At 39.0% G+C, this 26,425-nt stretch carries 28 protein-coding genes; 22 read left to right on the top strand and 6 right to left on the bottom strand.

Features of this window, described 5'->3' with window-relative positions:
* Positions 1–22 precede the first annotated feature (22 nt).
* Positions 23–1,678, bottom strand: coding sequence for a glutamine--tRNA ligase/YqeY domain fusion protein (locus COJ96_RS20920; protein WP_098575729.1), 1,656 nt, complete (start codon positions 1,676–1,678; stop codon positions 23–25).
* 203 nt (positions 1,679–1,881) lie between these two features.
* On the opposite strand from COJ96_RS20920, the gene COJ96_RS20915 reads away from it, so the two are divergent.
* The 4 genes from COJ96_RS20915 (at position 1,882) to kynB (ending at position 6,947) form a co-directional block, all read left to right on the top strand.
* On the top strand, positions 1,882–2,868 hold the full coding sequence (locus COJ96_RS20915) for a Gfo/Idh/MocA family protein (RefSeq protein WP_306460607.1): 987 nt from the start codon (positions 1,882–1,884) through the stop codon (positions 2,866–2,868).
* 187 nt (positions 2,869–3,055) lie between these two features.
* Positions 3,056–4,069, top strand: a complete 1,014-nt coding sequence (locus COJ96_RS20910) for a 4Fe-4S binding protein (protein WP_098575728.1) — start codon at positions 3,056–3,058, stop codon at positions 4,067–4,069.
* 169 nt (positions 4,070–4,238) lie between these two features.
* Positions 4,239–6,218 carry a WG repeat-containing protein gene (locus COJ96_RS20905; protein ID WP_251459261.1) on the top strand — a complete coding sequence of 660 codons (1,980 nt, stop codon included), beginning with the start codon at positions 4,239–4,241 and terminating at the stop codon, positions 6,216–6,218.
* A 111-nt stretch (positions 6,219–6,329) separates the two neighbouring features.
* Positions 6,330–6,947, top strand: coding sequence for an arylformamidase (gene kynB / locus COJ96_RS20900; protein ID WP_098575727.1), 618 nt, complete (start codon positions 6,330–6,332; stop codon positions 6,945–6,947).
* A 72-nt stretch (positions 6,948–7,019) separates the two neighbouring features.
* Here the strand turns inward: kynB and COJ96_RS20895 are convergent, their stop codons facing one another.
* The gene (locus COJ96_RS20895) at positions 7,020–7,373 is read right to left on the bottom strand and encodes a hypothetical protein (protein WP_180230205.1); all 354 of its coding nucleotides are present in this window, start codon (positions 7,371–7,373) and stop codon (positions 7,020–7,022) included.
* A 278-nt stretch (positions 7,374–7,651) separates the two neighbouring features.
* On the opposite strand from COJ96_RS20895, the gene COJ96_RS20890 reads away from it, so the two are divergent.
* Positions 7,652–7,903 carry an amino acid decarboxylase gene (locus COJ96_RS20890; protein WP_098575725.1) on the top strand — a complete coding sequence of 84 codons (252 nt, stop codon included), beginning with the start codon at positions 7,652–7,654 and terminating at the stop codon, positions 7,901–7,903.
* Here the strand turns inward: COJ96_RS20890 and COJ96_RS20885 are convergent.
* Positions 7,896–8,600 (bottom strand): Crp/Fnr family transcriptional regulator, encoded by a 705-nt coding sequence (locus tag COJ96_RS20885; RefSeq protein ID WP_098575724.1) that lies wholly within the window; start codon positions 8,598–8,600, stop codon positions 7,896–7,898. The two genes, COJ96_RS20890 and COJ96_RS20885, sit on opposite strands and share 8 nt — an antisense overlap.
* Before the next feature lie 164 nt (positions 8,601–8,764).
* On the opposite strand from COJ96_RS20885, the gene COJ96_RS20880 reads away from it, so the two are divergent.
* From COJ96_RS20880 to COJ96_RS29355, 6 genes are all read left to right on the top strand, one after another.
* A complete protein-coding gene (locus COJ96_RS20880) occupies positions 8,765–8,974 on the top strand; it encodes a hypothetical protein (RefSeq protein ID WP_098575723.1) in 210 nt (69 codons plus the stop codon).
* Between the two features lie 159 nt (positions 8,975–9,133).
* The gene (locus COJ96_RS20875; protein ID WP_373561730.1) at positions 9,134–9,982 is read left to right on the top strand and encodes an MBL fold metallo-hydrolase; all 849 of its coding nucleotides are present in this window, start codon (positions 9,134–9,136) and stop codon (positions 9,980–9,982) included.
* Between the two features lie 153 nt (positions 9,983–10,135).
* Positions 10,136–10,435, top strand: coding sequence for a DUF5658 family protein (locus tag COJ96_RS20870; RefSeq protein WP_098575721.1), 300 nt, complete (start codon positions 10,136–10,138; stop codon positions 10,433–10,435).
* Positions 10,436–10,539: 104 nt separating this feature from the next.
* Entirely contained in the window at positions 10,540–11,685 is a 1,146-nt protein-coding gene (locus tag COJ96_RS20865) for a DEAD/DEAH box helicase (RefSeq protein ID WP_098575720.1), read from the top strand.
* Between the two features lie 108 nt (positions 11,686–11,793).
* Positions 11,794–13,263 (top strand): amidase family protein, encoded by a 1,470-nt coding sequence (locus COJ96_RS20860; protein ID WP_098575719.1) that lies wholly within the window; start codon positions 11,794–11,796, stop codon positions 13,261–13,263.
* Positions 13,264–13,318: 55 nt separating this feature from the next.
* A complete protein-coding gene (locus COJ96_RS29355) occupies positions 13,319–13,453 on the top strand; it encodes a hypothetical protein (RefSeq protein ID WP_257148580.1) in 135 nt (44 codons plus the stop codon).
* A gap of 136 nt (positions 13,454–13,589) precedes the next feature.
* Here the strand turns inward: COJ96_RS29355 and COJ96_RS20855 are convergent, their stop codons facing one another.
* The 3 genes from COJ96_RS20855 to COJ96_RS20850 form a co-directional block, all read right to left on the bottom strand.
* Positions 13,590–15,119, bottom strand: a complete 1,530-nt coding sequence (locus tag COJ96_RS20855) for an FAD-dependent oxidoreductase (protein ID WP_098575718.1) — start codon at positions 15,117–15,119, stop codon at positions 13,590–13,592.
* A 120-nt stretch (positions 15,120–15,239) separates the two neighbouring features.
* Positions 15,240–15,386 carry a hypothetical protein gene (locus COJ96_RS28825; RefSeq protein ID WP_180230204.1) on the bottom strand — a complete coding sequence of 49 codons (147 nt, stop codon included), beginning with the start codon at positions 15,384–15,386 and terminating at the stop codon, positions 15,240–15,242.
* A gap of 94 nt (positions 15,387–15,480) precedes the next feature.
* The gene (locus tag COJ96_RS20850; RefSeq protein ID WP_098575717.1) at positions 15,481–15,855 is read right to left on the bottom strand and encodes a DUF1360 domain-containing protein; all 375 of its coding nucleotides are present in this window, start codon (positions 15,853–15,855) and stop codon (positions 15,481–15,483) included.
* A gap of 107 nt (positions 15,856–15,962) precedes the next feature.
* On the opposite strand from COJ96_RS20850, the gene safA reads away from it, so the two are divergent.
* The 11 genes from safA (at position 15,963) to COJ96_RS20795 (ending at position 26,420) form a co-directional block, all read left to right on the top strand.
* On the top strand, positions 15,963–16,577 hold the full coding sequence (safA, locus tag COJ96_RS20845; RefSeq protein WP_098575716.1) for a SafA/ExsA family spore coat assembly protein: 615 nt from the start codon (positions 15,963–15,965) through the stop codon (positions 16,575–16,577).
* A 150-nt stretch (positions 16,578–16,727) separates the two neighbouring features.
* A complete protein-coding gene (locus COJ96_RS20840) occupies positions 16,728–17,075 on the top strand; it encodes a lmo0954 family membrane protein (protein ID WP_098575715.1) in 348 nt (115 codons plus the stop codon).
* Between the two features lie 21 nt (positions 17,076–17,096).
* Complete coding sequence (locus COJ96_RS20835) at positions 17,097–17,741, top strand: PspA/IM30 family protein (RefSeq protein ID WP_098575714.1); 645 nt, start codon at positions 17,097–17,099, stop codon at positions 17,739–17,741.
* 138 nt (positions 17,742–17,879) lie between these two features.
* Positions 17,880–18,614, top strand: coding sequence for a cell wall-active antibiotics response protein LiaF (liaF, locus tag COJ96_RS20830; protein ID WP_098575713.1), 735 nt, complete (start codon positions 17,880–17,882; stop codon positions 18,612–18,614).
* Positions 18,611–19,666: a sensor histidine kinase gene (locus COJ96_RS20825; protein ID WP_098575712.1), complete on the top strand. Its 1,056-nt coding sequence runs from the start codon at positions 18,611–18,613 to the stop codon at positions 19,664–19,666. Before liaF ends, COJ96_RS20825 begins: the two co-directional genes overlap by 4 nt.
* Complete coding sequence (locus tag COJ96_RS20820) at positions 19,659–20,291, top strand: response regulator transcription factor (protein ID WP_098575711.1); 633 nt, start codon at positions 19,659–19,661, stop codon at positions 20,289–20,291. Before COJ96_RS20825 ends, COJ96_RS20820 begins: the two co-directional genes overlap by 8 nt.
* Before the next feature lie 142 nt (positions 20,292–20,433).
* Positions 20,434–21,285 carry an iron uptake system protein EfeO gene (gene efeO, locus COJ96_RS20815; RefSeq protein ID WP_098575710.1) on the top strand — a complete coding sequence of 284 codons (852 nt, stop codon included), beginning with the start codon at positions 20,434–20,436 and terminating at the stop codon, positions 21,283–21,285.
* On the top strand, positions 21,286–22,578 hold the full coding sequence (gene efeB, locus COJ96_RS20810; RefSeq protein ID WP_098575709.1) for an iron uptake transporter deferrochelatase/peroxidase subunit: 1,293 nt from the start codon (positions 21,286–21,288) through the stop codon (positions 22,576–22,578).
* Between the two features lie 33 nt (positions 22,579–22,611).
* On the top strand, positions 22,612–24,366 hold the full coding sequence (locus COJ96_RS20805) for an FTR1 family iron permease (RefSeq protein ID WP_098575708.1): 1,755 nt from the start codon (positions 22,612–22,614) through the stop codon (positions 24,364–24,366).
* Positions 24,367–24,471: 105 nt separating this feature from the next.
* Positions 24,472–25,806: a polysaccharide biosynthesis protein gene (locus tag COJ96_RS20800; protein WP_098575707.1), complete on the top strand. Its 1,335-nt coding sequence runs from the start codon at positions 24,472–24,474 to the stop codon at positions 25,804–25,806.
* Positions 25,807–25,901: 95 nt separating this feature from the next.
* Entirely contained in the window at positions 25,902–26,420 is a 519-nt protein-coding gene (locus COJ96_RS20795; RefSeq protein ID WP_257148579.1) for an RNA polymerase sigma factor, read from the top strand.
* Positions 26,421–26,425 lie beyond the last annotated feature (5 nt).

Here is a 26,425-nt window from a genome sequence, read left to right as displayed (position 1 = left end):
GTAATGCGCCTGGTTCTTTCTTTTAAATTTTAAATGAACTCTTTAATGATACAATGCGGTTAAATACGAGCTTTTCGACTGTGGTATGTTTAGGGTCGACGTTAAAGTATCCATGTCTAAAGAATTGGAATTTCTCCTGCGGTCTGCTTTCCTTCATGTTAGGCTCGACAAAGCCTTGTAACACCTGAATTGAATTTGGATTAACATTGTCCAAGAATGTCTTTTCTGTACCGCTGTTATCGTCTGTCTCGTCCAAAATCAGTGGTTCATAAAGACGGAATTCAGCAGGAACGGCATGGGCTGCTTCCACCCAATGGATTGTTCCCTTCACTTTTCTACCTGTAAACCCTGTGCCGCTTTTCGTCTCTGGGTCGTAAGTACAGTGCAGTTCAACTACTTTACCGGTTGAATCTTTTATCACTTCTTCACATTTAATGAAATAGGCATTTTTGAGACGGACCTCATTACCGGGGAACAGACGGAAATACTTTTTAGGCGGCTCTTCCATAAAGTCGTCTTGTTCAATATAAATTTCCCGCGAGAATGGAATTTTTCTCGTGCCCATTTCTGGATTCTCAGGATTGATTTCAGCATCTAGCAATTCAATTTGCCCTTCTGGATAATTCGTAATAACAACCTTTAAGGGATCGATGACACCCATTGTTCGTGGTGCTTTTAATTTTAAATCCTCACGGACGAAGTGTTCAAGCATTTGTGAATCAACTGCTCCAGAACCTTTGTGAATGCCAGTTTCTCGGACAAACGAAACAATCGATTCTGGCGTGAATCCTTTTCTTCTCATCCCGGAAATGGTTGGCATACGAGGATCATCCCAGCCATCCACAAATCCTTCATCTACTAATTGCTTCAGCTTCCGTTTACTCATGACCGTATTCGTTACATTTAGGCGGCCGAATTCTATTTGCTGTGGAGTGCTCTCCATTTCACAATGTTCGACAACCCAATTATAGAGGGGCCGTTGGTCTTCAAATTCTATCGTACAAATGGAATGGGTTACTCCTTCAATTGCATCCTCAAGTGGATGAGCAAAAGCATACATCGGATAAATGCACCATTTGTCACCGGTATTATGATGGGATGCATGGGCAATCCGGTAGATAACAGGGTCACGTAAGTTTATATTCGGTGATGACATATCAATTTTTGCTCGAAGAACCTTTTGGCCGTTTTCATAGGCACCTTCCCGCATCTTTTCAAATAACTCAAGGTTCTCCTCAATCGAACGGGTCCGGTAAGGGCTATCCTTTCCAGGTTCCGTTAGTGTCCCACGGTACTGGCGGATTTCGTCAGCTGATAAGTCATCAACATAGGCTAATCCTTTATTAATCAATAGCACCGCACGTTTATACATTTCCTCAAAGTAATTGGAAGCAAATAATAAGTTATCCCATTCAAAGCCTAACCACTTTACATCTTCTTTGATTGAGTTTACATATTCGATATCTTCTTTTAACGGATTGGTATCGTCAAAGCGTAAATTGGTCAGCCCGTTAAACTCGTCGGCTAAGCCGAAGTTGATGACAATCGATTTTGCATGTCCAATATGTAAATAACCGTTAGGCTCTGGCGGGAATCGAGTGACGATTTTATGGTGCTTTCCAGATTCAAGATCTTTAATCATAATATCCTTAATAAAATTAGATGTGTTATTGTCCACCCTTTTCAACCTCTTTCATTCTTAACTCTACATTATAAATAACATAAATACAGATATTTTTCCATTGTTCCCAACAATTCATGTATAAAACACTCGGGAAATGGAAAATTTATTTATTTTTTAAGCATTCTGGAATTGGCAAGTGTGTATGAAAAAGACTACAATAGTTTCTTGAAGTAATATAAAGGAAGGGGAACTACAAATTGATTAACTTTGGAACAGTCGGAACAGGATGGATCACTGAATCCTTTATCAAAGCAGCAGAGCTCAGCGGTCAATTGCAATTAACAAGTGTCTATTCCAGAACAGAGGATAAAGCGAAACAATTAGCCGATACATATAACGCTCCATATTTTTACACTGACATCGAGGAGATGGCAAAGAGTTCAGAAATACAAGCGGTATATATTGCATCACCGAATTCTGTCCATTTTGAACAAACACTTACATTTTTGAAAAATAAGAAACATGTTATCTGTGAAAAGCCAATTTTTTCAACGAGCGCGGAGTTACATACTGCCTATCAGACAGCGGAGGAAAATGGCGTATATCTATTTGAAGCGATTCGTAATATCCATACCCCAAATTTTAAAATACTAAAAGACAACCTCCAACGGGCTGGGAAGCTTCGTAGTACCATATTGCCTTATATCCAATATTCCTCTCGCTATGATTTATTTTTACAAGGAGAGGAGCCCAATATTTTCTCGGCTCAATATTCTGGCGGCGCGCTTGTTGATTTAGGTGTCTATCCGCTCTATTTAGCAGTAGGATTGTTTGGTGCTCCTAAGCAGGTCAACTATCATCCAGTGGTTCTTCGGAGCGGTGTGGATGGAAGTGGAACCTTGGTGTTAACGTATGATGATTTTATTTGTACGATCCTTTGTTCAAAAATTTCTCATTCAGAATTACCGTGTGAAATTCACGGGGAAAGTGGAACATTTTTCCTTGAAGATGCAGCCCCGATTTCAACTATTACCTTCGTGGACAACCGAGGAAAAGAGAGAGAAACCATTAGCGTCACCCAAGAAGAAGAAAATATGGTATATGAATGTGAAAACATTGCTAAGATTATTGAGACGAAAAATGATCAAGAATATTTGCGGTTAAAAAATTGGAGTGAAATCGTACTCCAAATTACCGAAGAGGCTAGGAAACAAAATAATATCTTATTTGCAGCAGAAAAATAAAGCAAGGCCAGGAGGATACGTTCTCCTGGCTTTATTTTATGAGGTTATCTTCCCCAAAAAAGTTTATTTAACATTTGATGAAGGGGTATGTGAATTCTTTATGAATTCAATATTCTCAATGACTTTTATCACATGCCATGTTTTGTAAGTTCATTATAGTTGAGGGAGTAAGATGGGAGGAAACCTTATGAAATCAAAAGCTTGGTACCAGAAACAGTTGAAACGTAAACCTGTCCAAATTACAAGATATACTGTTCAGGGTTTGTTTTTGTTGTTTTTACTATATGTTGGTCTGCAGTTTTATCAATTCTATTTGCATTTTGAAACACTCGGAAAATCCCCTTTTGTGGACCGTCCGTCTGCAGTTGAAGGTTTTTTGCCAATCAGCGGTTTGGTCGCCTTAAAAGTATGGCTTACGGGTGGCGAATTTGATGTCATTCATCCGGCCGGCCTTGTTTTACTTGCATTTTTTGTAGGTGCAGGAATTATTTTACGTAAATCATTCTGCAGTTGGATTTGTCCTGTTGGAACAGTTAGTGAGTTGATTGGATGGCTGGGCAGGAAAATTTTTAAGAGGAGTTTTGAAATTCCACGATGGCTGACCTGGATACTAACACCAATAAAATACTTATTGATGTTATTTTTTGGTCTTATGGTTGTACAAATGCCCGTGTTTACGGCGAAAAGTTTTCTCGTGGAACCGTATAATAAAGTATCCGATGTAAAAATGCTCCTTTTATTTATCAATCTTGGCGGCTTTGCCTTGAAGTTTATCATTGTCATCTTTATCCTGTCCTTATTCTTTAGAAATTTTTGGTGCCGCTTCTTGTGTCCATATGGTGCACTGATCGGACTAGGCAGTATCTTTAGAATTACAAAGATTGAGAGAAATGAAGATACATGTACAAACTGCGAAATGTGCACAAAGGTTTGTCCGCAAAGATTAAAGGTACATAAAGTTGAGACAGTAAATTCCCTTAATTGTTCAGCCTGTCTGTCCTGTGTAGAGGCATGTCCCGTGAAAGACACGCTAAACATGACGGTAGCGCGGAAAAAGGTAAATAAATGGTTTGTTCCAGTTACCTTCTTCGTGCTGTTCTTCGTGGTTATTACGATTGCAAAAATAACCGGCCACTGGGATACCATCATTTCCTATGAGGAATGGAAACAGCTAATCCCGGAAGTAGAAAACATAAAATAAAGAAGGAACAGAAGCAAAAAATATAAGATTAATGAACAGTTGTAATATATAAAACTATAAAAATACTGCTATTTGGGTCATCCACAATAGTGGTGTTTTTTCGTTTCGAGTGTTAAACACATAGCCCACTTTTCATCATATAAATATAAAAAACTAAAATGGGTGAGTTATGATGGTTGGTAATAACAGAGAATTAATAACTTGGGTATTGCCATATCTCCCAATGGGAGCAGAGTTGGAATACCGAAATCAACAAGCAATCCTTCAATCTATGGATATCGATGGTGATGGAATCCAGGAAATCTTTGGGGTATACCGTCTTAACCGACAGCCCTATTTATTTGTTCTTAAGCAGTACTTTGGTCAATTTAAATATTATTATCCGCTTCCCTCTGAGGTGAAGCAAGACGTCATCCGAATGCTGTCCATTTCCAGAGAGTCAAGGGCCGTTTACCTTTTTCCTGTTGTGAGGAAGGAAATTGGCGGAAACAGTTGGGGCTATATGGATACAAAAGGTAAATGGGTTCTTCCGGCAAACTACGATCATGCAGAGGATTTCCAGGAGAATGGTTTGGCCATTGTTGGTTTAATGGACAAATCAGGTGTCATAAATTCTAGCGGTTATTATATCGTGCGTCCGAAATACGATACTATAACCCCTTTTTCTGAAGGCCGGGCCGTTGTCAATGATGCCCAGGGATTCAAGGTAATTAATGAGAATGGCAAGGAAATCACGGAAAAGGCGTATTCTATCATTGTTGGAGAGTATAAAGAGGGACGCGTTCGTGCTGTTGAAATAGATGCGAATGGGGAGTATTTATATGGGTATCTCAATAAAAGAGGGAAAGAAGTAATTCCATTAATTTATAAAACGGCAAGTGATTTTGAACAGGGGAAAGCAATTGTTAAAACTAAGGAAGGTAGGTTTCAACTTATTGATCTTACCGGAAAGGTTTTACAATCGTATCCTTATGCATACGTCGCTAATTACGGTCAAGGATTGCTTGCATTTCGGAAGAGGAACGATGGGAAGCTGGGTTATATTAATGAGCTGGGGAAAACAATCATAGAGCCGCAATTTTCGAATGGAGAGTCATTTAATGAAGGCCGGGCGATTGTCAGTTTGTCAGAGAATAATAGAGAAAACTTTGGCGTTATTGATCGGCAAGGTCATTTTGTAATTAAGCCAAACTATAATCAAATCTTAGATTTAGGTGAAGGTCGCTTTGCTATAGGAAAGGAGATTGACCCGAAACAGCCTTGTATGAGATCCATCTATGCCTTAGCTGATTCGGATGGTCATATCCTCACAGGATTTCATTTTACAGTGATCACGAAATTTGAGGATGGTCTTGCGTCTGTCACAGATGATCAGCATACTTATTTTATTGATAAACATGGAAGGCGAAAGGAACATCTGCCAATGGTTAGTGGCTCAGGCTGGCTTAGTTTTGAGAAAACACTAATTAAGGGTCATATTGACGACCATCTTATCTATTTTAATCAAACGGGAGAGTTACTCTGGAAGCAAGCCACTATTCTCCCGCTAAATAACCAATATTCGGTGGTGGAGCATAAATATAAACCTAATAAGGATTATTTAGTCTATTATCCACAAATTGCAGGGATGAAAAATCAAGAAAGTGTAAATCGCACTTTAAAGGAGATGGCGGGCGTAAAACCCATACCCGCGCACACTCAGTTGGAATCAAATTATACGGGGAACTATGATATTTCTTATTTTGAGAAAAACCTGCTGGTCATCAAGATTGAGGGCTACGACTACCCGTTTTGTGCGGCGCACGGAATGCCGGTGCAAAAATATGCTCATATTAACCTGAAAACTGGGTCGATGTACCAATTGAAAGACCTTTTTAAGCCTGACAGCCCTTATGTAAAAGTAATTAGCAATCTGATTCTTGAACAAATAAAAGGTAATAACCAATACTCATCTTACTTATTTCCTGATGATTACCATGGGATAAAGGCAGATCAACCATTTTTTATAAGTGAGGCTGGTCTGAATATCTACTTTCAACCCTATGAAATTGCGGCATTTGCAGCCGGTTTTCCTACCTTTATCATTCCTTTTGATGACATAAAAGAGCTTATTAATAGGAACAGCGAATTTTGGAAATCGTTTCACTAAGGAAGGCAGGAATTAATCCTGTCTTTTGTTTATGTAAACTAATGAAAAACTACACAGAAATATGAAATAATGGTGGTAAGTGCTAAATTATTATTGAAGGAGTGCATGGGTATGAAGATTTATGATATTTCTAGAAAGTTAATAAATGGGATGCCTGTTTGGCCAGGGGATACGGCCTTTCATTACGAGGTCGCATGGCCAATGGAGGAAAGTGGATCCGTTAATGTGGGTAAACTTGAATTGAGCACCCATACAGGAACACATGTGGACGCTCCCTTTCATTTTGATAACAAAGGAAAACGAATCATCGAGTTGAACCTCGACCTATACATTGGTCCGGCGAGAGTTATTGATATGCAAGGTAAGGAAAGCATTGGTGCCGCTGATTTAGAAAAGATTAATCTTGATGGATGCAAACGGGTGCTATTCCGAACCCTTTCCTGGGAAAACTCTGATGTTTTCCCTGAAAAGATTCCACATATTGAGCCAAACTTAGCTCCTTTTTTAGGAAGTAAGGGAGTTCAACTGATCGGCTTGGATATCCCATCTGTCGATCCAATTGACAGTAAAGAACTGCCTGCCCATCATAGCTTGAATGAGCACGGTATTCACATCCTAGAGTCACTGATGCTTGATGAAATCGAACCTGGAGATTACGAACTGATTGCCCTTCCATTACCACTATCAGAAGGAGACGGAAGTCCGGTTCGAGCAGTCCTGAGGAAGTAGAAGAATTTGGTGTCAGGCACCAAAAAGCGTGAATCCATTGGACTCACGCTTTTTTATCTTACTAAGGAAAAGTCACTGTTCCTTTGTCTGACTTGTATATTTTTGGCGATAAATTAACCAATAACCTCCAAAGCCAATGATAATAAATAACCCCACCAAACCTGGAACAACATAACTTTTTAATGTTGGCTGGGCAGGCGCCAATTGTTTTTGAGCCAATTTGGCCTGTTCATTTTCTGTTGCGGTGCTTTTATTGGCTGAAACAATTTTATTATTATCTGAGGTTAACGCAGCCATTTGAGCTGTTTGGCTAACTACTGAATTATTTTGAGGAGAAGAAACTTCTATTCGAGAATCGGCAAAGACAATCGTTCCTACTAGAAAAAACAACAGTGATGTGATAAGAGCAATCTTATTAAACATCATATTCAACTCCGCTATATTGTAATCTTTCTGTTGTTTATTCTATCATCGTTAGTTGCAGGAAATATCACTTTTTCCGCAAAGTTCACAAAGCTTTCGAAATTTAAGTCCTCTTAAAATTAACAAAAATTCTTCCCAAACATAGGAATCTCAGTGCACGGGGGGCTATTTCTCATCGGAAATCTTCCAAATCCAAACTTGATATAAATCAATTTCAAATGAAGAGAAGGGTGATAAACTGAAGCATAAACTTATACTCTTAACAAAGGGGAGCGAGAATTATGTTTGAAATCGTTGATAAGAAAGCAGTAATGGATATTCGGGAACGTATTGCAAAGGGCGAACATCCACGCCGCGAAATATTGAATTTTGTTAGAGAAGCACCAGTCGGTACCATTTTTGAAATTCACTTGCCACATCGAGGGGAGCCTCTAATCGCCAGTTTACAATCGTTAGGCATGAATGTAATTGTTAATGAAGTAGAGCCTATGCATTTTAGACTAATGGCCATCAAGCTTGATGAGATTAACTAATACCTGATACTTGTTTTAGTTGATCCAACTCTAGAATCTGTATTTGTCGGCGCCCGTCCATGCTAATAAGTTTCTGCGACATGAACGAAACCAGCTTCCGGCTTACCGATTCTGGGGTTGTTCCAATATAGCTGGCTAAATCCTTTTTAGTAATTGGCAAGGTAAAAGTTCCATTTTTTGCATTCATTTTATCATGGAATAGAATGAGTGCTCTTGCCAGGCGTTGTTCTACTTCCATAAAACTTAGAAAACCAACTGACTCATCAGATTCGAATAGCCGGTCGTTGACAGTTAGTAAGAACCGGTAGGATAACCCTGCGTTCCCTTCCATTGTGTTAAGAAAATCCTTTTTCTCGATATAACAAATAACCGTTGAGGTCCCCACGGTTTCTGCATTCAAATAATGATTTTCATTTCTTAATAATGAAAATAAGCCAAAGAAATCCCCCGGGAACAGCAATCTGATAATTTGTTCTTTCCCCTCTGGGGACATTTTTGTTAACTTGATCAGTCCTTCATTCACCACGAATAATGTCTCCGAACGTTCGCCATCTCGAAAAATATATTCTCCCTTACTAAAACGTTTGCTTCTGGTTACCTTTTGTAGCTGTTGAAGATCCTCTTCATTCATCCCTTTAAAAACTGGTACGGATGTAATACATGATGATTCATGAGAGCAGCAATGGTCACAGCACATTCTTAAGTCACTCCTCCGCAGTTCTTATAACTTTATAGTATCTTCTTTGATCCTTCTTTGTAGTGATTTACATCAATTCTGTTTTTCTTGATATAAATCAATGTTAACTAGAACGATTCGCATTACAATCAAAGTAAAACAAGCAGTGAAGGGGTGCTATTTAAGTGAGTATCATGGAATTAGCATTAAATGAAGTTGCCTGCTCAGGATGTATCGGAAAAATTAAAAGAGAAATGCAAAGAACATATGGAATTGAAAAAGTTAAAATCCTAACAGGTAGTGGGAAGATTCAAATAAACTTTAATGAAAGCTTTATACACTCCGAGGAAATAAATCGGAATCTTTATAAAATGGCATTGCGAATATTTGATTAATGGCTGCTCATAGTGGGCAGTTTTTTTTTGAACATTACATCTTTATTAAGAACATAAAGTTCGTTATAATGTTGTATGTGTTACGACTGAACTCGAATAAGCGACGGTAATAATTTTCTCTTCCAGGTTAAATAATAAACAAAAATGGGAGGGATTTTTTTGGAGCATAATCAGGATAGTAAGTTTGAAGAAACTTTTCTTCCAATGACCTCGGTTGGCAATGGCGTGGGGATGGCTGTTTTACCCGATGTATATTGTTATACCGACAAAATCGTGAACCTCGTACTTGTTGGCGATCCGAATAAATCGGGGGAATTTGTGCTCATTGATACAGGTATGCCTAAGTCCGCAGAAAAAATAATGGAAATGATACAAGAACATTTTGGTGAGCGGGCCATTCCAAAAGCGATCGTTTTAACACATGGACATTTTGATCATGTCGGATCAGTGGCTGAATTGTTGGAAGAGTGGAAGATTCCGGTTTATGCTCATGAACTAGAACTTCCCTTTTTAACTGGCCAACGTGACTACCCACCTGGTGACCCAAATGTTGATAGTGGACTTGTTGCAAAATTGTCACCGATGTTCCCAAACCATGGAATTAATATAAGTGACTATGTTCATGTCCTACCTGCCGATGGGACTATTCCAAATATGCCTAATTGGAAATGGGTACATACACCAGGTCATACACCAGGACATATCAGTTTATTCCGTGAACAAGATCGGGTGCTCATTGCCGGTGATGCGTTTGTGACCGTAAAACAAGAATCACTCTATAAAGTAATGACGCAAACACAGGAGATTAGCGGGCCCCCTAAATATTACACAACTGACTGGGAAGCGGCATTTGAATCCGTGAAAAAGCTAGAGGCACTCAAGCCTCAAGTAGTGGTGACCGGTCATGGGCTTCCTATGGGCGGTGAAGAACTAGCAGAAAGCCTTTGGTATTTAGTGGAGCATTTTGATGAGATTGGCCGTCCTAAGAGTGGAAGATATGTGAATTAAAAATCCTGAAAAAAACTTGAGCTGCCGACGCATGCAGCTCTTTTATATGAACATTATGTTCTTTTTTGAGAACAAACGAAAGAATTCATAGATTTCAGCATAGATACTACAAAAATAATGGAAACTAATCGAACAATTTATGAGGTGGTAATAATGAAACTCTGTATATTCCTGTTAATTGCTGGACTATTGGATGCTGTTCTGACGCATGTTGGGATTGCTTCAGGTATCGTTTCTGAAGGGAACCCGATGATGAAACTGGTCATTGAAAAAAGCTGGTCTTATTTCTACATTATTAAAATCTTTTTGCCCCTAATCTTGCTTGGGTTGTTTTACCTGCGCCCATTAAAAGGCTGGATTCGGACGCTCTTGGTTTCTACTTGCGTTCTTTACTTCTCAGTACTGATTTATCATATGGTTTGGATTGCCCTCTATTTTAATTCTGCATCATGACTTTACACTATTCCTAACTAGACACTCCAAGATTATTACGTTAGTATCAATACGATATGTAAAGACAAATAATAAGAAAAATGATTTTATAAAAGGAGTACACTATGTTAAATACTTTAAAACCATACTTGCAGGCAGCATGGGAAAAGTCAGGATTTCAACAGCCGACTTCCATTCAAGAAGCGGCCATTCCGATGATTCTCGAAGGCAAGGATTTAATTGCCGAGTCACCGACAGGTACTGGTAAGACGCTTGCTTATCTCCTGCCATTATTACATAAAATGGATCCTAGTTTACAATCCCTCCAAGCTATTGTATTAGCTTCATCACAAGAGTTGGTGATGCAGGTTTATCAAGAATTTCAAAAGTGGTCTGAAGGCAGTGGAATCAGAGGCGCTTCCATCATTGGCGGAGCCAATATGAAACGGCAGCTTGAGAAATTAAAGAAACGCCCTCATGTCATATTTGCTACACCTGGCCGTTTACTAGAACTAATCAAACAGAAAAAAGTGAAAATGCATGAAGTAAAAATAGTCGTTCTCGATGAAGGAGATCAATTACTCATTCACGAACATCTTAGTACTGTTCAAAATATTGTGAGATCAACAATGAGCGACCGCCAAGTGGTCTTGTTTTCAGCAACAATGAAACCGGCGACAGAGAAATTAGCCAAAGAAATGACGAAGGACCCAGAAATTCTTCGCATTGAAAAGGATGAACTTGCGTCTTCTGGGGAAGTGGAGCATATTTATTTTTCCTGTGAGCCAAGAGACAAGATTAAGCTTCTTGAAAAAATCACACGTTTAGAAAATAGTAAATCGCTTGCTTTTATTAATGATATTGGCGAAATTGAAGTATTTAAAGAAAAATTACATTTTAAAGAGCTATCCATTGGAATCTTGCATAGCGACATGAAGAAGCTCGAACGACAAGCTGCATTAAAGTCTTTCCGTGATGGAAAAATGAGCATGTTGATTGCAACGGATGTAGCGGCAAGAGGACTTGATATCCAAGGAGTTACTCACGTGGTTAATATCGATTCTCCAAAGGATATCTCACAGTATGTGCACCGAGCGGGACGAACAGGCAGAATGGGTGCGAATGGGATTGTTATCTCGCTTGTTACCGAGAGGGAAGAACGAGAATTGAAACAGTATTGCCGTGAATTAAAGGTCCCGGTTAATAAGAGAGTTTTTTACAAAGGACTTATCGCTGAAGAGGGACAAAGGGAACACAAACTAAGAAGATGATAGTCGGCAATGACAGTGGAGTAAAATCCACTGTCATTTTTTTATAAGAAAGGACTTTCAATTCTATTGCTTGAATAGTTAAGAAGAAGAAACGGAGGAGAACAACCCATGGAAAATCCGAAATTAAAAAAAATGGCTGAAGAGTGGCTTGAAGAAGCAACTATCACACAGATCCAAGAAAAATTTGCGCAAGGGGAGCTTACATCGAAAGAGCTTGTCTTGATGTATCTAGATAGAATCGCTAAGTATGACAAACATTTGCATTCCATCCTTGAAGTGAATCCTGATGCTTTGCAGATAGCCGAAGCGCTCGATAACGAACGAAACGAAAAAGGACCTCGCAGTCGATTGCATGGAATTCCGATCTTACTAAAAGATAACATTGATACTCACGATAAAATGCATACAAGCGCGGGGTCTCTTGCCTTAAAAGATTCAATTGCCCTCCATGATTCATTTGTGACAGAACAATTACGCAGAGCTGGAGCAGTCATTCTTGGTAAGGCAAATATGACTGAATGGGCGAATTTCATGGCAATCGGGATGAAAAGCGGGTATAGTTCACGAGGCGGACAGGTTTTAAATCCATATGGACCAAGCAAGTTTGATGTGGGTGGTTCTAGCTCAGGTTCAGGAGCAGCCGTTGCCGCTAACTTTGCCACAGTAGCGGTTGGAACGGAAACATCTGGATCCATCTTAAATCCTGCTTGTCAAAATTCCTTGGTGGGAATCAAGCCGACAGTGGGTCTTATCAGCAGACGAGGGATTATTCCAATTGCACACTCCCAGGACACAGCTGGTCCAATGGCTAGAACAGTGGAAGATGCTGCAATTCTTCTAACGGCACTAAGTGGAAGCGATAAGAAAGATCCCATTACCACAACAAATCCATTTGCTCAAAAAGACTTTTCCAATCATCTATTGACGCATGGACTAAGCGGGAAAAGAATAGGCATAGCCCTAGAAGGCTTTATCGAGTTATTAAGTGAAGAAAAACAAAAGGTGATTCTTGCAGCGGTTGATAAATTAAAAACCACTGGTGCTATCGTGATTGATAACATTGAAATTCCATCTGCCAAAGCCGCTTGGAAGTATGATGTTTTAACCTATGAATTTAAACCAGATCTTAATGCGTATTTAAACAGCCTCCATCCATTGATACCTATTAGAAATATAACAGACCTTATTGATTTTAATAAGAACAATGAGGAGAAAATGCTCGAATACGGTCAGGCAGTCCTGATCGAGTCTGAAGAAACAAGTGGCTCGTTAACAGAAGCTGCTTATGTTAACGCATTGGAGTTTGACCTTTATCATTCGAAAAACCAGGGAATTGATTTTGCCTTAGAAACATCCAACCTTGAAGTGATTGTTTTCCCAAGTGAAGAAGGCTCTCATATTAGTGCAAAAGCGGGTTATCCATCCATTGCTGTTCCAGCTGGTTATACAGCAGAAGGGGAGCCAGTCGGGATTACATTTGCAGGAACGGCCTACAGTGAGCCTCTTTTAATCGAAGTCGCTTATGCATTTGAACAAATGACTAAATTTAGAAAAGCGCCGATCCTTGAAAAAGAATAAGACTATTTAGTTTCACTCATACTATCAATGTATTTCTCAAAAAGGAGCTGGTAGTATGGGAAGACAGAAGCTAGGTAATCAAAATGCACAACGAAATAATAATCGCAAAAAGCAAATGAGAGATAGTGAAGAGCTGGTTGAATTCACAACTGGTGAAGAAGTAAAACACAATCGTCCAAATAGTAAGTAATAAACGGCGCCTCCTTCACATGAGAAGAGAGGCGCTTTTTTGTTTGATAAGAAAGTGTAAGTTTTTGAACTTAGATTAAGATCTAGCTCCAGGTCATACGCCGCTGTACAGGGCGCTTGTGCTTTCTTAGATAAACTCACTCTTCAGCAAGTAATTTTAGTGCTTTTTTAGCAGGTCCCTCGATCACGTCGCCTGAATATGCATACCGTGAACCGTGACAAGGACAATCCCATGTTTTTTCCGCATGGTTCCATTCACATTCACAGCCAAGATGGGTGCAGGTAGTATCAACAATATAAAGTTTACCTTTTTCGTCCTTATAGGCACCCGCTCTTTTTCCGTTATACATCACAACAGAACCTTCGCCATCCGACAGATCGTCCGGATCTCCTGGAACAATTTCAAGCTTGCCCTTAATTAGATGTTTGGCAACGTCGATATTAGTGGTGGCAATACTTTTTAAATCCGGGTCAGCATGGAATCGGGACGGTGAATAAAGCTCTTTGTACGGATTCTCGTTGTTTAACACATAATCGGCTAATAAACGGCCAGCCATGGTTCCTGTTGTCATCCCCCATTTTTTAAATCCCGTAGCCACTAAAATATGCTCCCGCTCAGAAGTAATTGGACCAATATATGGCAGCTTGTCCAATGTAACTAAATCCTGTGCAGACCAGCGGTAATCATATTCCTTAATCCCAAAAACCTCTTCTGCAAATGCTTCAAGATTTTCAAAATGCGCAATCGTATCAATACCTTGGCCGGTTTTATGGTTTTCACCGCCAATTATAATGAGGTTTTCCCCGTTAACTGGTGTATAACGAATCGAACGGGATGGACTATCCGCGCTAATATACATGCCGCCAGGATATTCTTTGTCTGTTTTAATTCCAATCGCATAAGACCGGTCGGCATACATTCGTGCAAAATAAAGACCTGGCAAATCGTAAAATGGGAAATGAGAGGCAATAATCACTTTAATGCAATTTACCTTGAAACCAGATTTGGTAACAACCCTTGACTGTTGTTCATCATCTTCAATGTCAGTAGCGGTTGTATTTTCGAACACCATACAACCGGCTTTCACGGCTTCATCCAAGAGGACTTTTAAATATTTTAGTGGATGAAACTGGGCCTGATTTTGCATCATCAAGGCTGCTTTCACTTCGATATTGAATGGAATCGTATCTTTTAATGCTCCATCAATACCAAGACGTTTATATGCTTCCCACTCCGTGACCAGCTTTTCTTTATATTCATCCGTGACCGCATAAATATAAGCATCTTGTTTGCTAAAATCACAATCAATTCCTTTTTCGTTTACATTATTTTCAACAAATTTTATAGCGTTCATATGTGATTCGAAATAAATCCTGGCCTTTTCTTCTCCGAAATGGTTAATAAATTCGTCATAAATTAAATCATGTTGGGCGGTAATCTTTGCAGTTGTATGACCAGTTGTACCATTCAAAACACTGCCGGCCTCTAATAATGCGACCTTGACGCCTTCCTTTGCAAGTAAATAAGCAGCTGTAATCCCTGTAATCCCCGCTCCAACAATGGCCACATCGACAGATATATCTTCAGTTAAATTCTTAAAAGTTGGTAATTCTATTTCACGCCAATACGTTTTTGGGAATTGTGGAATTTTTTCAGATGAACTCATATATATACTCCTCCAGCCTAAAAAATGACATCATAATTAATTTTCCCAAAGGAGTTAAAATACATGTAATCAAGGAAAGATTTTCTTAACGTAAAAAAGAACCCAGCGTATGCAAGGTTCCTACTCCTCTTTGTCAATTTCCAATGGATCAATTCGGGTAGAGTCTTCGGTATTTAATGAACTTCTAAGGAAGTAGAAGAATGTACCACCTATACAACCAAGTAATATAAATAAACCAATCGTTGTGACCCACCAAATTGCTGCCATTGTATTCCCCCTTTGAAAAGCGAAAGAGATGATTGTCTTAAGCTTTTCTAAAAATATATGCAAAAGGGGGGAGGATTTTTCCAACGAATTTCACTTAGTCTTTTTTCTTAAGTGAAGCATAATAGTCCACTTTTTTGATATTTACACCGACAAAGGTTTCAATAATCGACTGGCCGCCGGCAATCGATAAAATTAAGATGACCACAAAGGTAATCCGGGGAAAGAGTAAATAGGCTCCCCCAAGTAAAATGGCACTCCAAACACCTGCACACCAATAACATTTCAATAAATAACCGAACATCGATGTCGGAACTTCCTTTGTTTCTACGCCGGCGTCTGTTTCCACCTTGATTTTCTTAACAAAAGGTTTACGGATAAATTCGGTAATCTTATCAAAGACAATTAAATGGGTTAAACGATAACTCGCTAAAATTAACATTATATATGTCATCCATGAAATTTCCTTCACTTTTAATCCTCCATAATGTAGACCAAATTTAAATGAATCAAAATTTTTTAATCCATTGTATATTTTGAGCTTGAATTCAAGATTATATATTCGGAGGAGGCGAAAAAATGAAAAAATCTTTTTGGTTTAGTTTACTGTTTTTATTATCGCTATTTTGTCTTCCAAGTGTGTCGTTTGCCCAGCAAATCTACACTGTTCAGCCGGGTGACACACTTTGGAAAATCGCAGTCAGGTATCAAGTTGGGATTTCTGAGATTATTTCTGCCAATCGGCAATTTCCGAATCCGAATTTGATCTATCCAGGTCAAAAGGTAACCATTCCTAGCTTCGATTCTGTCAAGAGCATTGAAAGTCAGGTCATTCAGTTAACCAATCAGGAACGTTCGAAAAATGGATTAAAAGCGTTGACTCCAGATTGGGAACTGTCAAGGGTGGCTCGTTACAAAGCCAATGATATGAGAGATAAGAACTATTTCAGTCATACCAGTCCAACGTATGGCAGTCCATTTGATATGATGAAAAACTTTGGAATTTCCTATCGTTCAGCTGCTGAAAACATTGCAGCAGGGCAAACAACACCTGCATCAGTTGTCCAAGCATGGATGAACAGCTCTGGTCATAGAGCCAATATATTAAGTACGAAATCAACCTATATTGGAGTTGGCTACGCTCAAGGCGGCTCTTCAAGACACTATTGGGTTCAGATGTTTATCTCTAAATAAGCTTAAAAGGGTCAGTATCTTAAGCATTTCGCTTAAGGACTGACCCTTTCTACGTCTTAGGACCGAGATAAAAATCAAGCTAAGGCGCAATTATGACAAACAATGAAAAGAGGTAAGATGATATCAAGATAAAGAAAGGAGAAAAATAAAATGAAAAAATTTGGTTTATTGTTAGCAGGTGGAATTTCAGCAGTGATCTTGCTTTCAACCATTGGTCCAATGCTGGGGTTACTCGTAAGCTTGGTACTCCTCTACTTCATATTCAAACAGTTCTTAAAAGCAAAATCTACAGGTGGAAAAATCGGGCTTGGCATGATCGGCCTCATCGTTCTATTGGCCTCTATTCATAATGCCCCAGCCCTCATAGGAGTGGCTGCAGCTTATGTATTATACCTTGTTTATAAAAAATGGAACCAAAATAAGGAAACTGCCGTAAAGGAAGAGTCTGACCCATTTGTTAATTTTGAAAAACAATGGAATGAACTGAAAAATTATTAAGATTAAAAGGAGAGAATACAAATGACAAACTTATTTACAAGAATTAAAAATACGATTACAGCAGATTTACACGAGGCACTTGATCAAAAAGATAAAAAAAATCCGATTGCATTATTGAATCAATACCTGCGACAATGTGAACAAGAAACGGAGAAAGTTAGAAAGTTGTTAGAACGTCAATATACATTGAAGGATGAATTTACGAGAGAATACCAGCAGGCAGCCCAGTTAGCTGAAAAAAGAAAATACCAGGCGGATGTAGCTTCTAAGGCTGGGGAAACAGAGCTTTATCAGTTTGCCTCTTCAGAGTTTGAGCAATATGCGGACCGTGCAACACGATTAAGTGTATCGCTTGAACAAGTAAAAGGGCAACTAGTAGACTTAGAAAGAAAATATGAAGAAATGAAGCACAAAATCAAGGATATGCACCTAAGAAGGATGGAATTAATGGGCCGTGAAAATGTGACACGTGCGAACCACCAAATCAACCAAGTGCTTGATGCAAATACTTATTCAGATAAATCCTATTCAAAGTTTAAAGAGATTGAGAACTATCTTGACCGTTTGGAACATCAAGTGAATAGTTCGTTTTATCGTAATACCATTGATGCTCGGATCGCTCAGTTAGAAAAAGAAATGAAATTAGAAGAAAGCAAGTCCATTTAATTACAAATATGGTATGCTAAAAGAAAAGCGGTGGCGCGCTGCACATGGGCGCAAGGATAAAAGGCGTAGGCTTTCTGCGCCTTTTGTCCATACATTAAATTAAATGATGAGCCAGATATTTATAAGGGAGGGTGGGCCATGTTTAAAAATACCAAAAATGATTATTTAGGCTGGATGTTCATCATTGGTGCAATCATTCTAGTCATGGAAATATTATTTTTCAACAGCGGGCTTATTTTTTCCCTTATCATATCTGGCGGCATGATTTTTCTCGGCCGCAAGCGTGCTGGGAAAAAAAGAGGAAAGTTTCTTTTTATCGGCGGAATTATCTTTTTTGTAATTAGTATCTTTCACATGATAACGTTTAGGTTCTTTTTGCTTGCCATATTACTGCATTTTTTAATTCAGTTTATTAATTCAAAAAAACATCCTAAAAAGATTACACCGGAAATCATCCAGGAGGAGGAAACCACGGAACAAGAAACTCTGATTAAAACAGAGCCATTATTTGAAAATATTGTTCTTGGTCAACAGAAGACCCCTACTGGTGCTTATAAATGGAATGATGTAAACATCCAGGCAGGAATTGGCGATACCATCATTGATCTTAGTTTTACGATGCTTCCAAAAGGGGAAACCGTTATCTTTATACGAAATCTCGTCGGGAATATTCAAATCCTTGTTCCTTATGATATTGAAGTAAGTATCCACCACTCCTGCATAGTAGGTTCAACAAGTGTTTTCGAGCACCATGACTCGAAACTTTTCAATCGGGTCTTACACGTAAAGACACCTGGATATGAGGCAGCCGAGCACAAAGTAAAAATATTTACCTCGCTCGTTGCCGGAAATTTAGAGGTGAGCCGGATATGAGCACAACCCAGCGCCAAATTTTCTGGAGTGTCGGCTTTTCCTTTTTTATTGCGATCATTATCGGTGCCATTTTTATCTTTGTTTTTCCATTGGGCAGTTGGGCAGAATTGTGGAGTAAACAGTTCATGAATATTCCCTTTGTTATCTTTATCCCTGCTTTTAGTATTGCGGTCGGAATACTTTTAGGTGCGTTCTCTGGGATGTATTGGAGAAAGCAGTTTCTCTCGGTTGAACATTCCTTGCATTTATTAGAGGAAGGGAAACAGATAGAAGTGAAGGAGAAGCCAGTGATCTCGGAAATGCAACTGATTGCCAACCGAATAGACAAAATCGGTAAACAGATGTCAGAGCAGGCTAAACTTTCTCAGCGCTTAGCCACCGAGAAGGTAGAGGACTTAGAAGGAAGAATACAAGAAATAATTGAACAAGAACGGAACCGTCTAGCCCGTGAGCTTCACGATTCTGTCAGTCAGCAATTATTTGCTGCTTCGATGATGATGTCAGCCATCAACGAAACCAAGCAGCAATCACCACTAGAAAATGACCGTGAAGCAAAGCAATTGAAAATTGTAGAGGAAATGATTCACCAATCACAGTTAGAAATGCGGGCCCTTCTTTTACATTTGCGTCCTGTTGCCTTGAAGAATAAAACACTCCAAGAAGGAATTGAAGAGCTGTTAATCGAATTATCTCAAAAGGTTGAAATGGATATTAAATGGAAAACGGAGGCCTTTCCCTTGGATAAAGGTGTGGAAGATCATCTTTTCCGAATTCTGCAAGAATCTATATCAAATACGTTAAGACATTCGAAAGCAAGCTTGCTCGAAGTTCTAATGGTTAAAAGGGATGATTTAGTCATCCTAAGAATTGTAGATGATGGAATTGGTTTTGATGTTAATGAGATGAAGGCAGGCTCCTATGGAATGCAAAATATGCATGAGCGTGCTGTTGAAGTAGGCGGTACGTTAAAAGTAGTTAGTGTAAAAAATCAAGGAACAAGGCTGGAAGTAAAGATTCCGGTGATGATTAATGGAGATGGTGCCAATGATTAGAGTAGTATTTGTTGATGATCATGAGATGGTAAGAATCGGGGTTTCTTCTTATTTATCTGCACAGCCAGATATTGAGGTAGTAGGAGAAGCGGACGATGGAACAAAAGGTGTAGAACTTGCCCTCGAACTTCGCCCTGATATTATCTTAATGGATTTAGTTATGAAGGAAATGGACGGGATTGAAGCAACGAGGCGAATCATTGAAAAATGGCCTGAAGCAAAAATCATCATCGTAACCAGTTTCTTGGATGATGAAAAAGTATATCCTGCACTAGAGGCTGGAGCCACAAGCTATATGCTTAAGACATCTAAAGCTGGTGAAATAGCCAATGCAGTCCGCGCTACATACCACGGACAATCGGTCCTTGAACCGGAAGTTACTGGTAAAATGATGGTGAAAATGCGTCAAAAGAATACCCATCTGCCACACGAAGACCTTACCTCTCGTGAAATTGAAATATTATTATTAATGGCCGAAGGCAAAACCAACCAAGATATTGCGGATGAATTGTTTATTGCCCTCAAAACCGTCAAAACCCATGTCAGCAATATTTTGAGCAAGCTCAACGTACAGGACCGAACGCAAGCAGTCATCTATGCATTTAAGCATTCATTAATTAAATAAATCCCGAAGGCTTTCCGAAATGGAAGGTCTTTTTTTTTATAAAAATGCAAAAATTTAATTGAAAAGGTTTCTCATTTATTGTTATGATATAAATGCAAATGAAAATGATTATCATTATTATAGATACCGGAGGATTACATACATGAAACTATTAAAAGTGTCAGGCACCCTAATTTTATCTAGCAGTCTTCTATTTGGATGTTCAAACAATACAGAGGAAACTTCAACAAAAGAAAAGGTAAAGGAAAAAGCTGTTACAAGTGAGGCTTCGCTTTCTGGGGTCACTGATGATTACAGGGCATATGCCATAGGGGAAATTGAAGAATTTGTTAAGGCAACAGATGCCTTTACAGCCGCTGTTAAAAAGGGAGAAATCGAACAAGCGAAAGCTCTGTATGGACCAGCGCGGATGCACTATGAGCGCGCTGAACCAATTGCGGAAGTGTTCGGTGACCTTGACCCGAAAATTGATGCACGAGAAGGCGATGTTCCTGAAGCGGAATGGGGCGGATACCACCGGATTGAAAAAGGTCTTTGGATCGATAAAACCACTAAAGGATATGAGCAGTACGCGGAGCAGTTAATGAAAGATGTTAATCTCCTGCGTGCCAAGGTAGATACCGTTGAAGTGACACCAGAATTATTGATAACTGGCGCTGTTGACCTATTAAATGAGGTATCCACTTCAAAAGTAACAGGCGAAGAGGATCGTTATTCTCATACTGATTTATATGATTTTGCTGCCAATGTGGAGGGAGCAGAAAAGATTTATCAATTGCTTAATCCGGCATTAACGAAAAAAGATGCGGACGTTTCAAAAGAAATTCAAGCCCGGTTTGATGATGTGTACAGTTTATTGAACCAGCACAAAAAGGGAGATGGCTACAAACTCTACACAGAACTATCAAAGGACCAAGTAAAAGAACTAAGTCAGGCGATTGATGCACTAGCAGAACCACTCTCACAAATAGGACTTGTTACGGAGGCGTCTTAATTGGCAAAGAATACAAACATCATCGATGAATCTTCAGTAATCGGAAAAAAGATTTCGCGAAGGGATATCCTTAAAACGGCCGGTGTTGGTGGTGTCGGAGTGATACTGGGTGCATCTGGATTAGGAGGATTGCTTTCTATTTCGGAAAGCAAAGCTACCACTAAAGAAGCCCACGATATCGTTCCCTTTTATGGAAAACATCAAAGTGGAATCACCACAAAAACGCAAAACCATGTGTATTTTGTTTCCTTGGATGTAACCACCTCGAAAAAAGAAGAGCTGGTTCAATTATTCAAGGATTGGACAAAGGCTGCTGGCCTATTAACTGAAGGAAAAGCAGTCGGAGATCTTTCGAGTAATGAGTTTCTCCCGCCAAAAGATACAGGGGAGGCAGCTGGGTTATCTGCTTCTAATTTAACGGTTACATTTGGAGTTGGTCCTAGTTTGTTTGTAAAGGACAATCTCGACAGATTCGGTCTAAAACATAAGCAGCCAAAAGAATTAGTGGATCTGCCTAAATTTCCGCTTGATGCGTTGGAAGACGAATGGACTGGTGGGGACCTGTGTATTCAAGCCTGTGCGGATGATTTGCAAGTTGCCTTTCACGCAGTGAGGAATTTGATTCGAATTGCAAGAGGAAAGGCGATCTTACGCTGGGCGCAAACAGGGTTTCAACGCACGAAACAAGCAGATCCAAAAAATGAAACACCAAGGAACTTGTTTGGTTTTAAAGATGGCACAGCCAATCCTGATGTAAACAATGAAGAACAAATGAATAAACAGGTTTGGGTTCAGCCTGGAGATGGCCCTAATTGGTTAGCGAATGGAAGTTATCTTGTCGTCCGAAGAATTCAAATGTTTATTGAAGTGTGGGATCGTACAACACTAAAAGATCAAGAAAATACCTTTGGCCGCTATCGTGAAAACGGTGCACCAATTGGGCAAAAAAGTGAATTTGAAAAACTTAATTTGAAGCAAAAAAATGAAAAAGGCGAATATAGTATCCCAGCGGACTCGCATACACGTGTATCCCATGGGGACGGTTCACAACAAATTCTGCGCAGGGCCTATTCCTATTCAGATGGAATGGACCTGAAGACCGGCAGCTTTGATGCAGGCTTGTTGTTCTTATGTTTCCAACGTGCTCCTAGTAAACAATTTATTCCGATACAAAATAGATTGGCCATGATGGATAAATTGAATGAATATATTTCCCATAGAGGAAGTGCCATCTTTGCTTGTTTACCAGGAACGAAACCAGGTGGCTTTATAGGTGAAACACTTTTTAACTAGAGTTTTCCCCATTTATAGAGGAGAGAGAGACACATGTTACGATTTAAAACAAAAAGTATATCTATATTAATTCTAATGATGCTCTTCGTTTTTTTTCAAACCGTTCATCCAGCAAAAGCGGAAGTAAATCATGATGAACTTTTCGTTCTTATTGGTGATAGTTTAATGAAAGCCAAGGATGGAGACCAATCAACCGTTTCGAAAAATATGGAACAGTTTGCAAACGAATGGAAAGCGATTAAGAACACGGATAGTGAACAGGCTAAAAAGGTTGAGCAAGCACTTCAAGAGGTTCAAAGCTTACTAACCGAAGGGAATCTAGAAAAGGACGTTCTGTCAAAAAGCCTTTCGTCTCTCTCAAGTGCGGTAGTTCTCTATGACCAAGAACAAAATCCACAAGATAAAGAAAAAGGAAAAGAACAAGTAAAACAGATGACACCGCTCATCTCCGCATTAAAGAAATCGATTGAGGACGGGAATCAAGCAGTATTGAAAACTCAATATGAAACCTTGCTAAATAAATGGAATAGTTCGGAAAAAATTGTCCATGATGAGAGCATTGCTACCTACGGCAGTATCGAGAAATACATGGCTTTAATTCGAATCGCGATAACCCAGAGTCCGGCCGATTTAGACAAGGCGAAAACAAATATCGAGAAGCTATCAAGTGAAGTGGAAAATTTCTTAGCAGGGAAGGTTTCTAAACAGGTTCAAAGTGATTATACACTATCGGATCTCTCTACATTATTAAGTAAGGCAGAATCACAGATTTCACAAAAAAACTATAATAGTGCTGCTGACCAGTTAAATGAAGTCCTAAACGTATGGCCAATGGTTGAAGGAGATGTTCAGACGAGGGATAGTAAACTGTATAGTGATCTTGAAACCAAAATACCTACAGCTATTAGTCTCTTAAGTTCTGCTAAAGTCGATGGTCTAAAAGCAGAGGAGATTGTAACAGAAATAAATTCACGTCTTGCACCGTTAATTAGTAAAACTGATTATTCTTTATGGGATGCGGCATTAATTTTGCTGCGCGAAGGGTTAGAAGGGCTATTAATCGTCGCCACATTGCTTGCCTTTTTGAAGAAAATGGGTCAGGGTGCAAAACAGAAATGGATCTGGGCGGGTGTTGGCGCAGGTATCCTAGCAAGTGCAGTATTAGCCATTATTATTAATATTGTATTTTCAAGTATCGTTGCAGCTTCCAGCCGAGAATATATAGAGGGAATTACTGGAGTTGTTGCTGTGATCATGATGTTAACAGTTGGAGCATGGCTCCATAATAAATCCAGTATTGGGAACTGGAACAAATACATCAATCAACAAATGGAACAAGCCATTGCCAAAGGAAGTTTAGTTTCTTTTGCTTTCATTAGTTTTCTGTCTGTGTTCCGTGAAGGAGCAGAAACCATCATTTTCTATACAGGAATTACCCCATACATTAGTATGCAGCAATTGTTATTGGGTGTGATCCTGGCAGTGGGAATCCTGGCCATTGTTGGGTTCGCCATTATTTACTACAGTGTAAAAATACCGATTCGCTTTTTCTTTAAAGCAGCAACTATTCTTATTTATATTTTAGCCTTTAAAATTCTCGGTATTAGTATCCACGCACTGCAGATTTCGGATGTTTTGTCAACAAGCACCGTGCATCAGCTTCCGTTTATTGATTGGATTGGTTTATATCCAACTTTGGAAACAACAATTACCCAGTTATTATTAGTCATCGTCATTGTGGGGTTAACTTGGATGATTAAAAAAAGAACAGTCATTACTAACATTTAAAAGGGCCTTAGGTCCTTTTTTCGTTACTCTAAAAATTTTCTCCTACTAATCAAAGAACTTGTCTCATAAGTTTATAGAAGTGAGATTAGTATGGAGGAGAAAAAATTGAGGATTTATTATAAGGGTATATTCTTTTTAGCTGCCGCTGCTTTTTTAGGGGAAGGTATTGAAGTTTTAGTAAATATGATTCTTGCTCGAGAATTAGGACCACACGGGCTAGGACTGTATATGTCCATTTTGCCATCGATATTCTTCATTGTATTACTAGCAAGCTTTGAGTTGCCTGTATCAATTTCAAAATTTATTGCAGAAAGGGAAGACCGTTATCACCGTAATATCCTTCATCATGCTATTTCGATTACGATTGTATTCTCTGCTGTCCTTTTTTTAGCAGCTACAGTGATCATTCCGTTTATTCCTGTGTTTGATAAATACCACCCATATGTTAGATGGCTCGTTTTGATCTTAATTCCAATCATTTCCTTCACGTCTGTCGCGAGGGGATATTTTATGGGCAAGCAACAAATGGGGAAAATAGCAGTCTCTAATTTTTTAAGGAAAACTATTCAACTCGCGGGGTTGTTTCTCCTCTTTCGTTTGTTTGCCTTTGATACGTCTGAGTCATTGTTAATCGCAATTGGTACATTTATTGGCAGCGAGATTGTTGTGTTCCTATATTTATTTTACATGTTTATTATCCAATTCCAACAATTGAAACGACAACCGTTTTCTAATATGAAGCGCAAGGTAGTGCAAAAGAATTTAATGGCAGTATCGATCCCAACCACGGGTCTTCGGTTGTTTTCAGCATTCACTGGTGCCATACAGCCCTTTATCATTAAGTCAGCGTTGGTTCGTTCTGGCATGAGCGAAACAGTAGCGACCGAGCAATTTGGGCTGCTGATGGGGGTAGCCATGTCAATTGGCTTTTTCCCTGCATTTATTGCCCATTCTCTTATGGTTGTTCTAATTCCGGCTGTATCCAAGACTTACTCTCAGGGTGATTATCAAAAGCTCCAAAAAATGCTTCGACAGGTGATGAAGCTCACCTTTGTATACGGGGTCGCAGCTGTAGCTATTTTCTACTTTTTTGCACCAGAGTTAACTTCGCTATTTTTTAAATCAGAAACACCAGCTGTATTTTTACAATTACTCTGGCCATTTTTCTTATTTCACTTCTTTATCATGCCAATGCAGGCCTTTTTATTTGGACTTAATCTACTTAAAGAGACCTTTATTCATATCATTTGGTCGACCATCATCTCCTTTGCACTCATTCTTCTGCTTGCAGCCATGCCGGAATGGAGAATGAACGGGGTTATTATTGGCATGAATACAGGTGCTGTTTTGTTAGCGCTTATGCATTATATAACCATTTGTAAAAAAATCGGGATCAGTTTATTTATGCAGAGGCTCATTCAAAATCCTACTGAAAGATAAATTTAGAGAAAATTACTTCAGAACTGTAGGGGGTTCCACTTTCCACTCCGTCTATTAATATGAAAAGTTATTTTTCAACATGGAGGTTTAGGAAAATGAAAAATGAATGTACCCCATCATTTGAAAAAGTGGTCATGGAATACGGTAGAGCCATTTATAAATATATTTTATCATTGGTGAAGCATAAAGAACTTGCTGAGGACATCTATCAGGAGGTATTACTCTCTGCATATTTAGCATATCCTTCAATAAAGGAACAATCCAAATTTAAAGGATGGTTATTTACGATTGCCATCAATAAATGCCGTGACTATTGGCGGAAAGAAAATAAATCAAAGCAATTTTGGAGGGAAGAAGTTTATTCCTATTCAGCCTCACTCGAACCAACCGTTATCCCGGAAGAGGAAGTGTTACATAAATTCTCTGCAGCACAAATGGCTGAAAAGGTTAACCTCTTACCAGAAATCTATAGATATCCTATTTATTTATATTACTATAAAGATTTTTCTCTCGTCGAAATTGCGAAGAAAAGTAACCTTCCCATGTCTACGGTTAAAACAAGGATGAGAAGGGCGAAGGAAAGACTCCGGCCAAAAATACAGTCACTGGCATGATACCA

The sequence above is a fragment of the Bacillus sp. AFS073361 genome, assembly GCF_002567005.1.
Lineage (GTDB): Bacteria > Bacillota > Bacilli > Bacillales > Cytobacillaceae > Neobacillus.
The sequence above is the reverse complement of the archived record's forward strand: the minus strand, read 5'-3'. Positions and strand labels throughout refer to the sequence as shown.

What these genes read in the sequence shown, in the direction of transcription:
- COJ96_RS20865 (WP_098575720.1), top strand. Translation starts at nt 10,540, where the DNA reads ATGTTAAATACTTTAAAACCATACTTGCAGGCAGCATGGGAAAAGTCA.
- COJ96_RS20825 (WP_098575712.1), top strand. Translation starts at nt 18,611, where the DNA reads ATGAGCACAACCCAGCGCCAAATTTTCTGGAGTGTCGGCTTTTCCTTT.
- COJ96_RS20885 (WP_098575724.1), bottom strand. Translation starts at nt 8,600, where the DNA reads ATGTGCTGTGACCATTGCTGCTCTCATGAATCATCATGTATTACATCC.
- COJ96_RS20855 (WP_098575718.1), bottom strand. Translation starts at nt 15,119, where the DNA reads ATGAGTTCATCTGAAAAAATTCCACAATTCCCAAAAACGTATTGGCGT.
- COJ96_RS28825 (WP_180230204.1), bottom strand. Translation starts at nt 15,386, where the DNA reads ATGGCAGCAATTTGGTGGGTCACAACGATTGGTTTATTTATATTACTT.
- COJ96_RS20805 (WP_098575708.1), top strand. Translation starts at nt 22,612, where the DNA reads ATGTTACGATTTAAAACAAAAAGTATATCTATATTAATTCTAATGATG.
- safA (WP_098575716.1), top strand. Translation starts at nt 15,963, where the DNA reads ATGAAAAAATCTTTTTGGTTTAGTTTACTGTTTTTATTATCGCTATTT.
- COJ96_RS20895 (WP_180230205.1), bottom strand. Translation starts at nt 7,373, where the DNA reads ATGATGTTTAATAAGATTGCTCTTATCACATCACTGTTGTTTTTTCTA.
- COJ96_RS20890 (WP_098575725.1), top strand. Translation starts at nt 7,652, where the DNA reads ATGTTTGAAATCGTTGATAAGAAAGCAGTAATGGATATTCGGGAACGT.
- COJ96_RS20840 (WP_098575715.1), top strand. Translation starts at nt 16,728, where the DNA reads ATGAAAAAATTTGGTTTATTGTTAGCAGGTGGAATTTCAGCAGTGATC.
- COJ96_RS20835 (WP_098575714.1), top strand. Translation starts at nt 17,097, where the DNA reads ATGACAAACTTATTTACAAGAATTAAAAATACGATTACAGCAGATTTA.
- COJ96_RS29355 (WP_257148580.1), top strand. Translation starts at nt 13,319, where the DNA reads ATGGGAAGACAGAAGCTAGGTAATCAAAATGCACAACGAAATAATAAT.
- COJ96_RS20905 (WP_251459261.1), top strand. Translation starts at nt 4,239, where the DNA reads ATGATGGTTGGTAATAACAGAGAATTAATAACTTGGGTATTGCCATAT.
- COJ96_RS20820 (WP_098575711.1), top strand. Translation starts at nt 19,659, where the DNA reads ATGATTAGAGTAGTATTTGTTGATGATCATGAGATGGTAAGAATCGGG.
- liaF (WP_098575713.1), top strand. Translation starts at nt 17,880, where the DNA reads ATGTTTAAAAATACCAAAAATGATTATTTAGGCTGGATGTTCATCATT.
- kynB (WP_098575727.1), top strand. Translation starts at nt 6,330, where the DNA reads ATGAAGATTTATGATATTTCTAGAAAGTTAATAAATGGGATGCCTGTT.
- COJ96_RS20910 (WP_098575728.1), top strand. Translation starts at nt 3,056, where the DNA reads ATGAAATCAAAAGCTTGGTACCAGAAACAGTTGAAACGTAAACCTGTC.
- COJ96_RS20860 (WP_098575719.1), top strand. Translation starts at nt 11,794, where the DNA reads ATGGAAAATCCGAAATTAAAAAAAATGGCTGAAGAGTGGCTTGAAGAA.
- COJ96_RS20795 (WP_257148579.1), top strand. Translation starts at nt 25,902, where the DNA reads ATGAAAAATGAATGTACCCCATCATTTGAAAAAGTGGTCATGGAATAC.
- efeO (WP_098575710.1), top strand. Translation starts at nt 20,434, where the DNA reads ATGAAACTATTAAAAGTGTCAGGCACCCTAATTTTATCTAGCAGTCTT.
- COJ96_RS20870 (WP_098575721.1), top strand. Translation starts at nt 10,136, where the DNA reads ATGAAACTCTGTATATTCCTGTTAATTGCTGGACTATTGGATGCTGTT.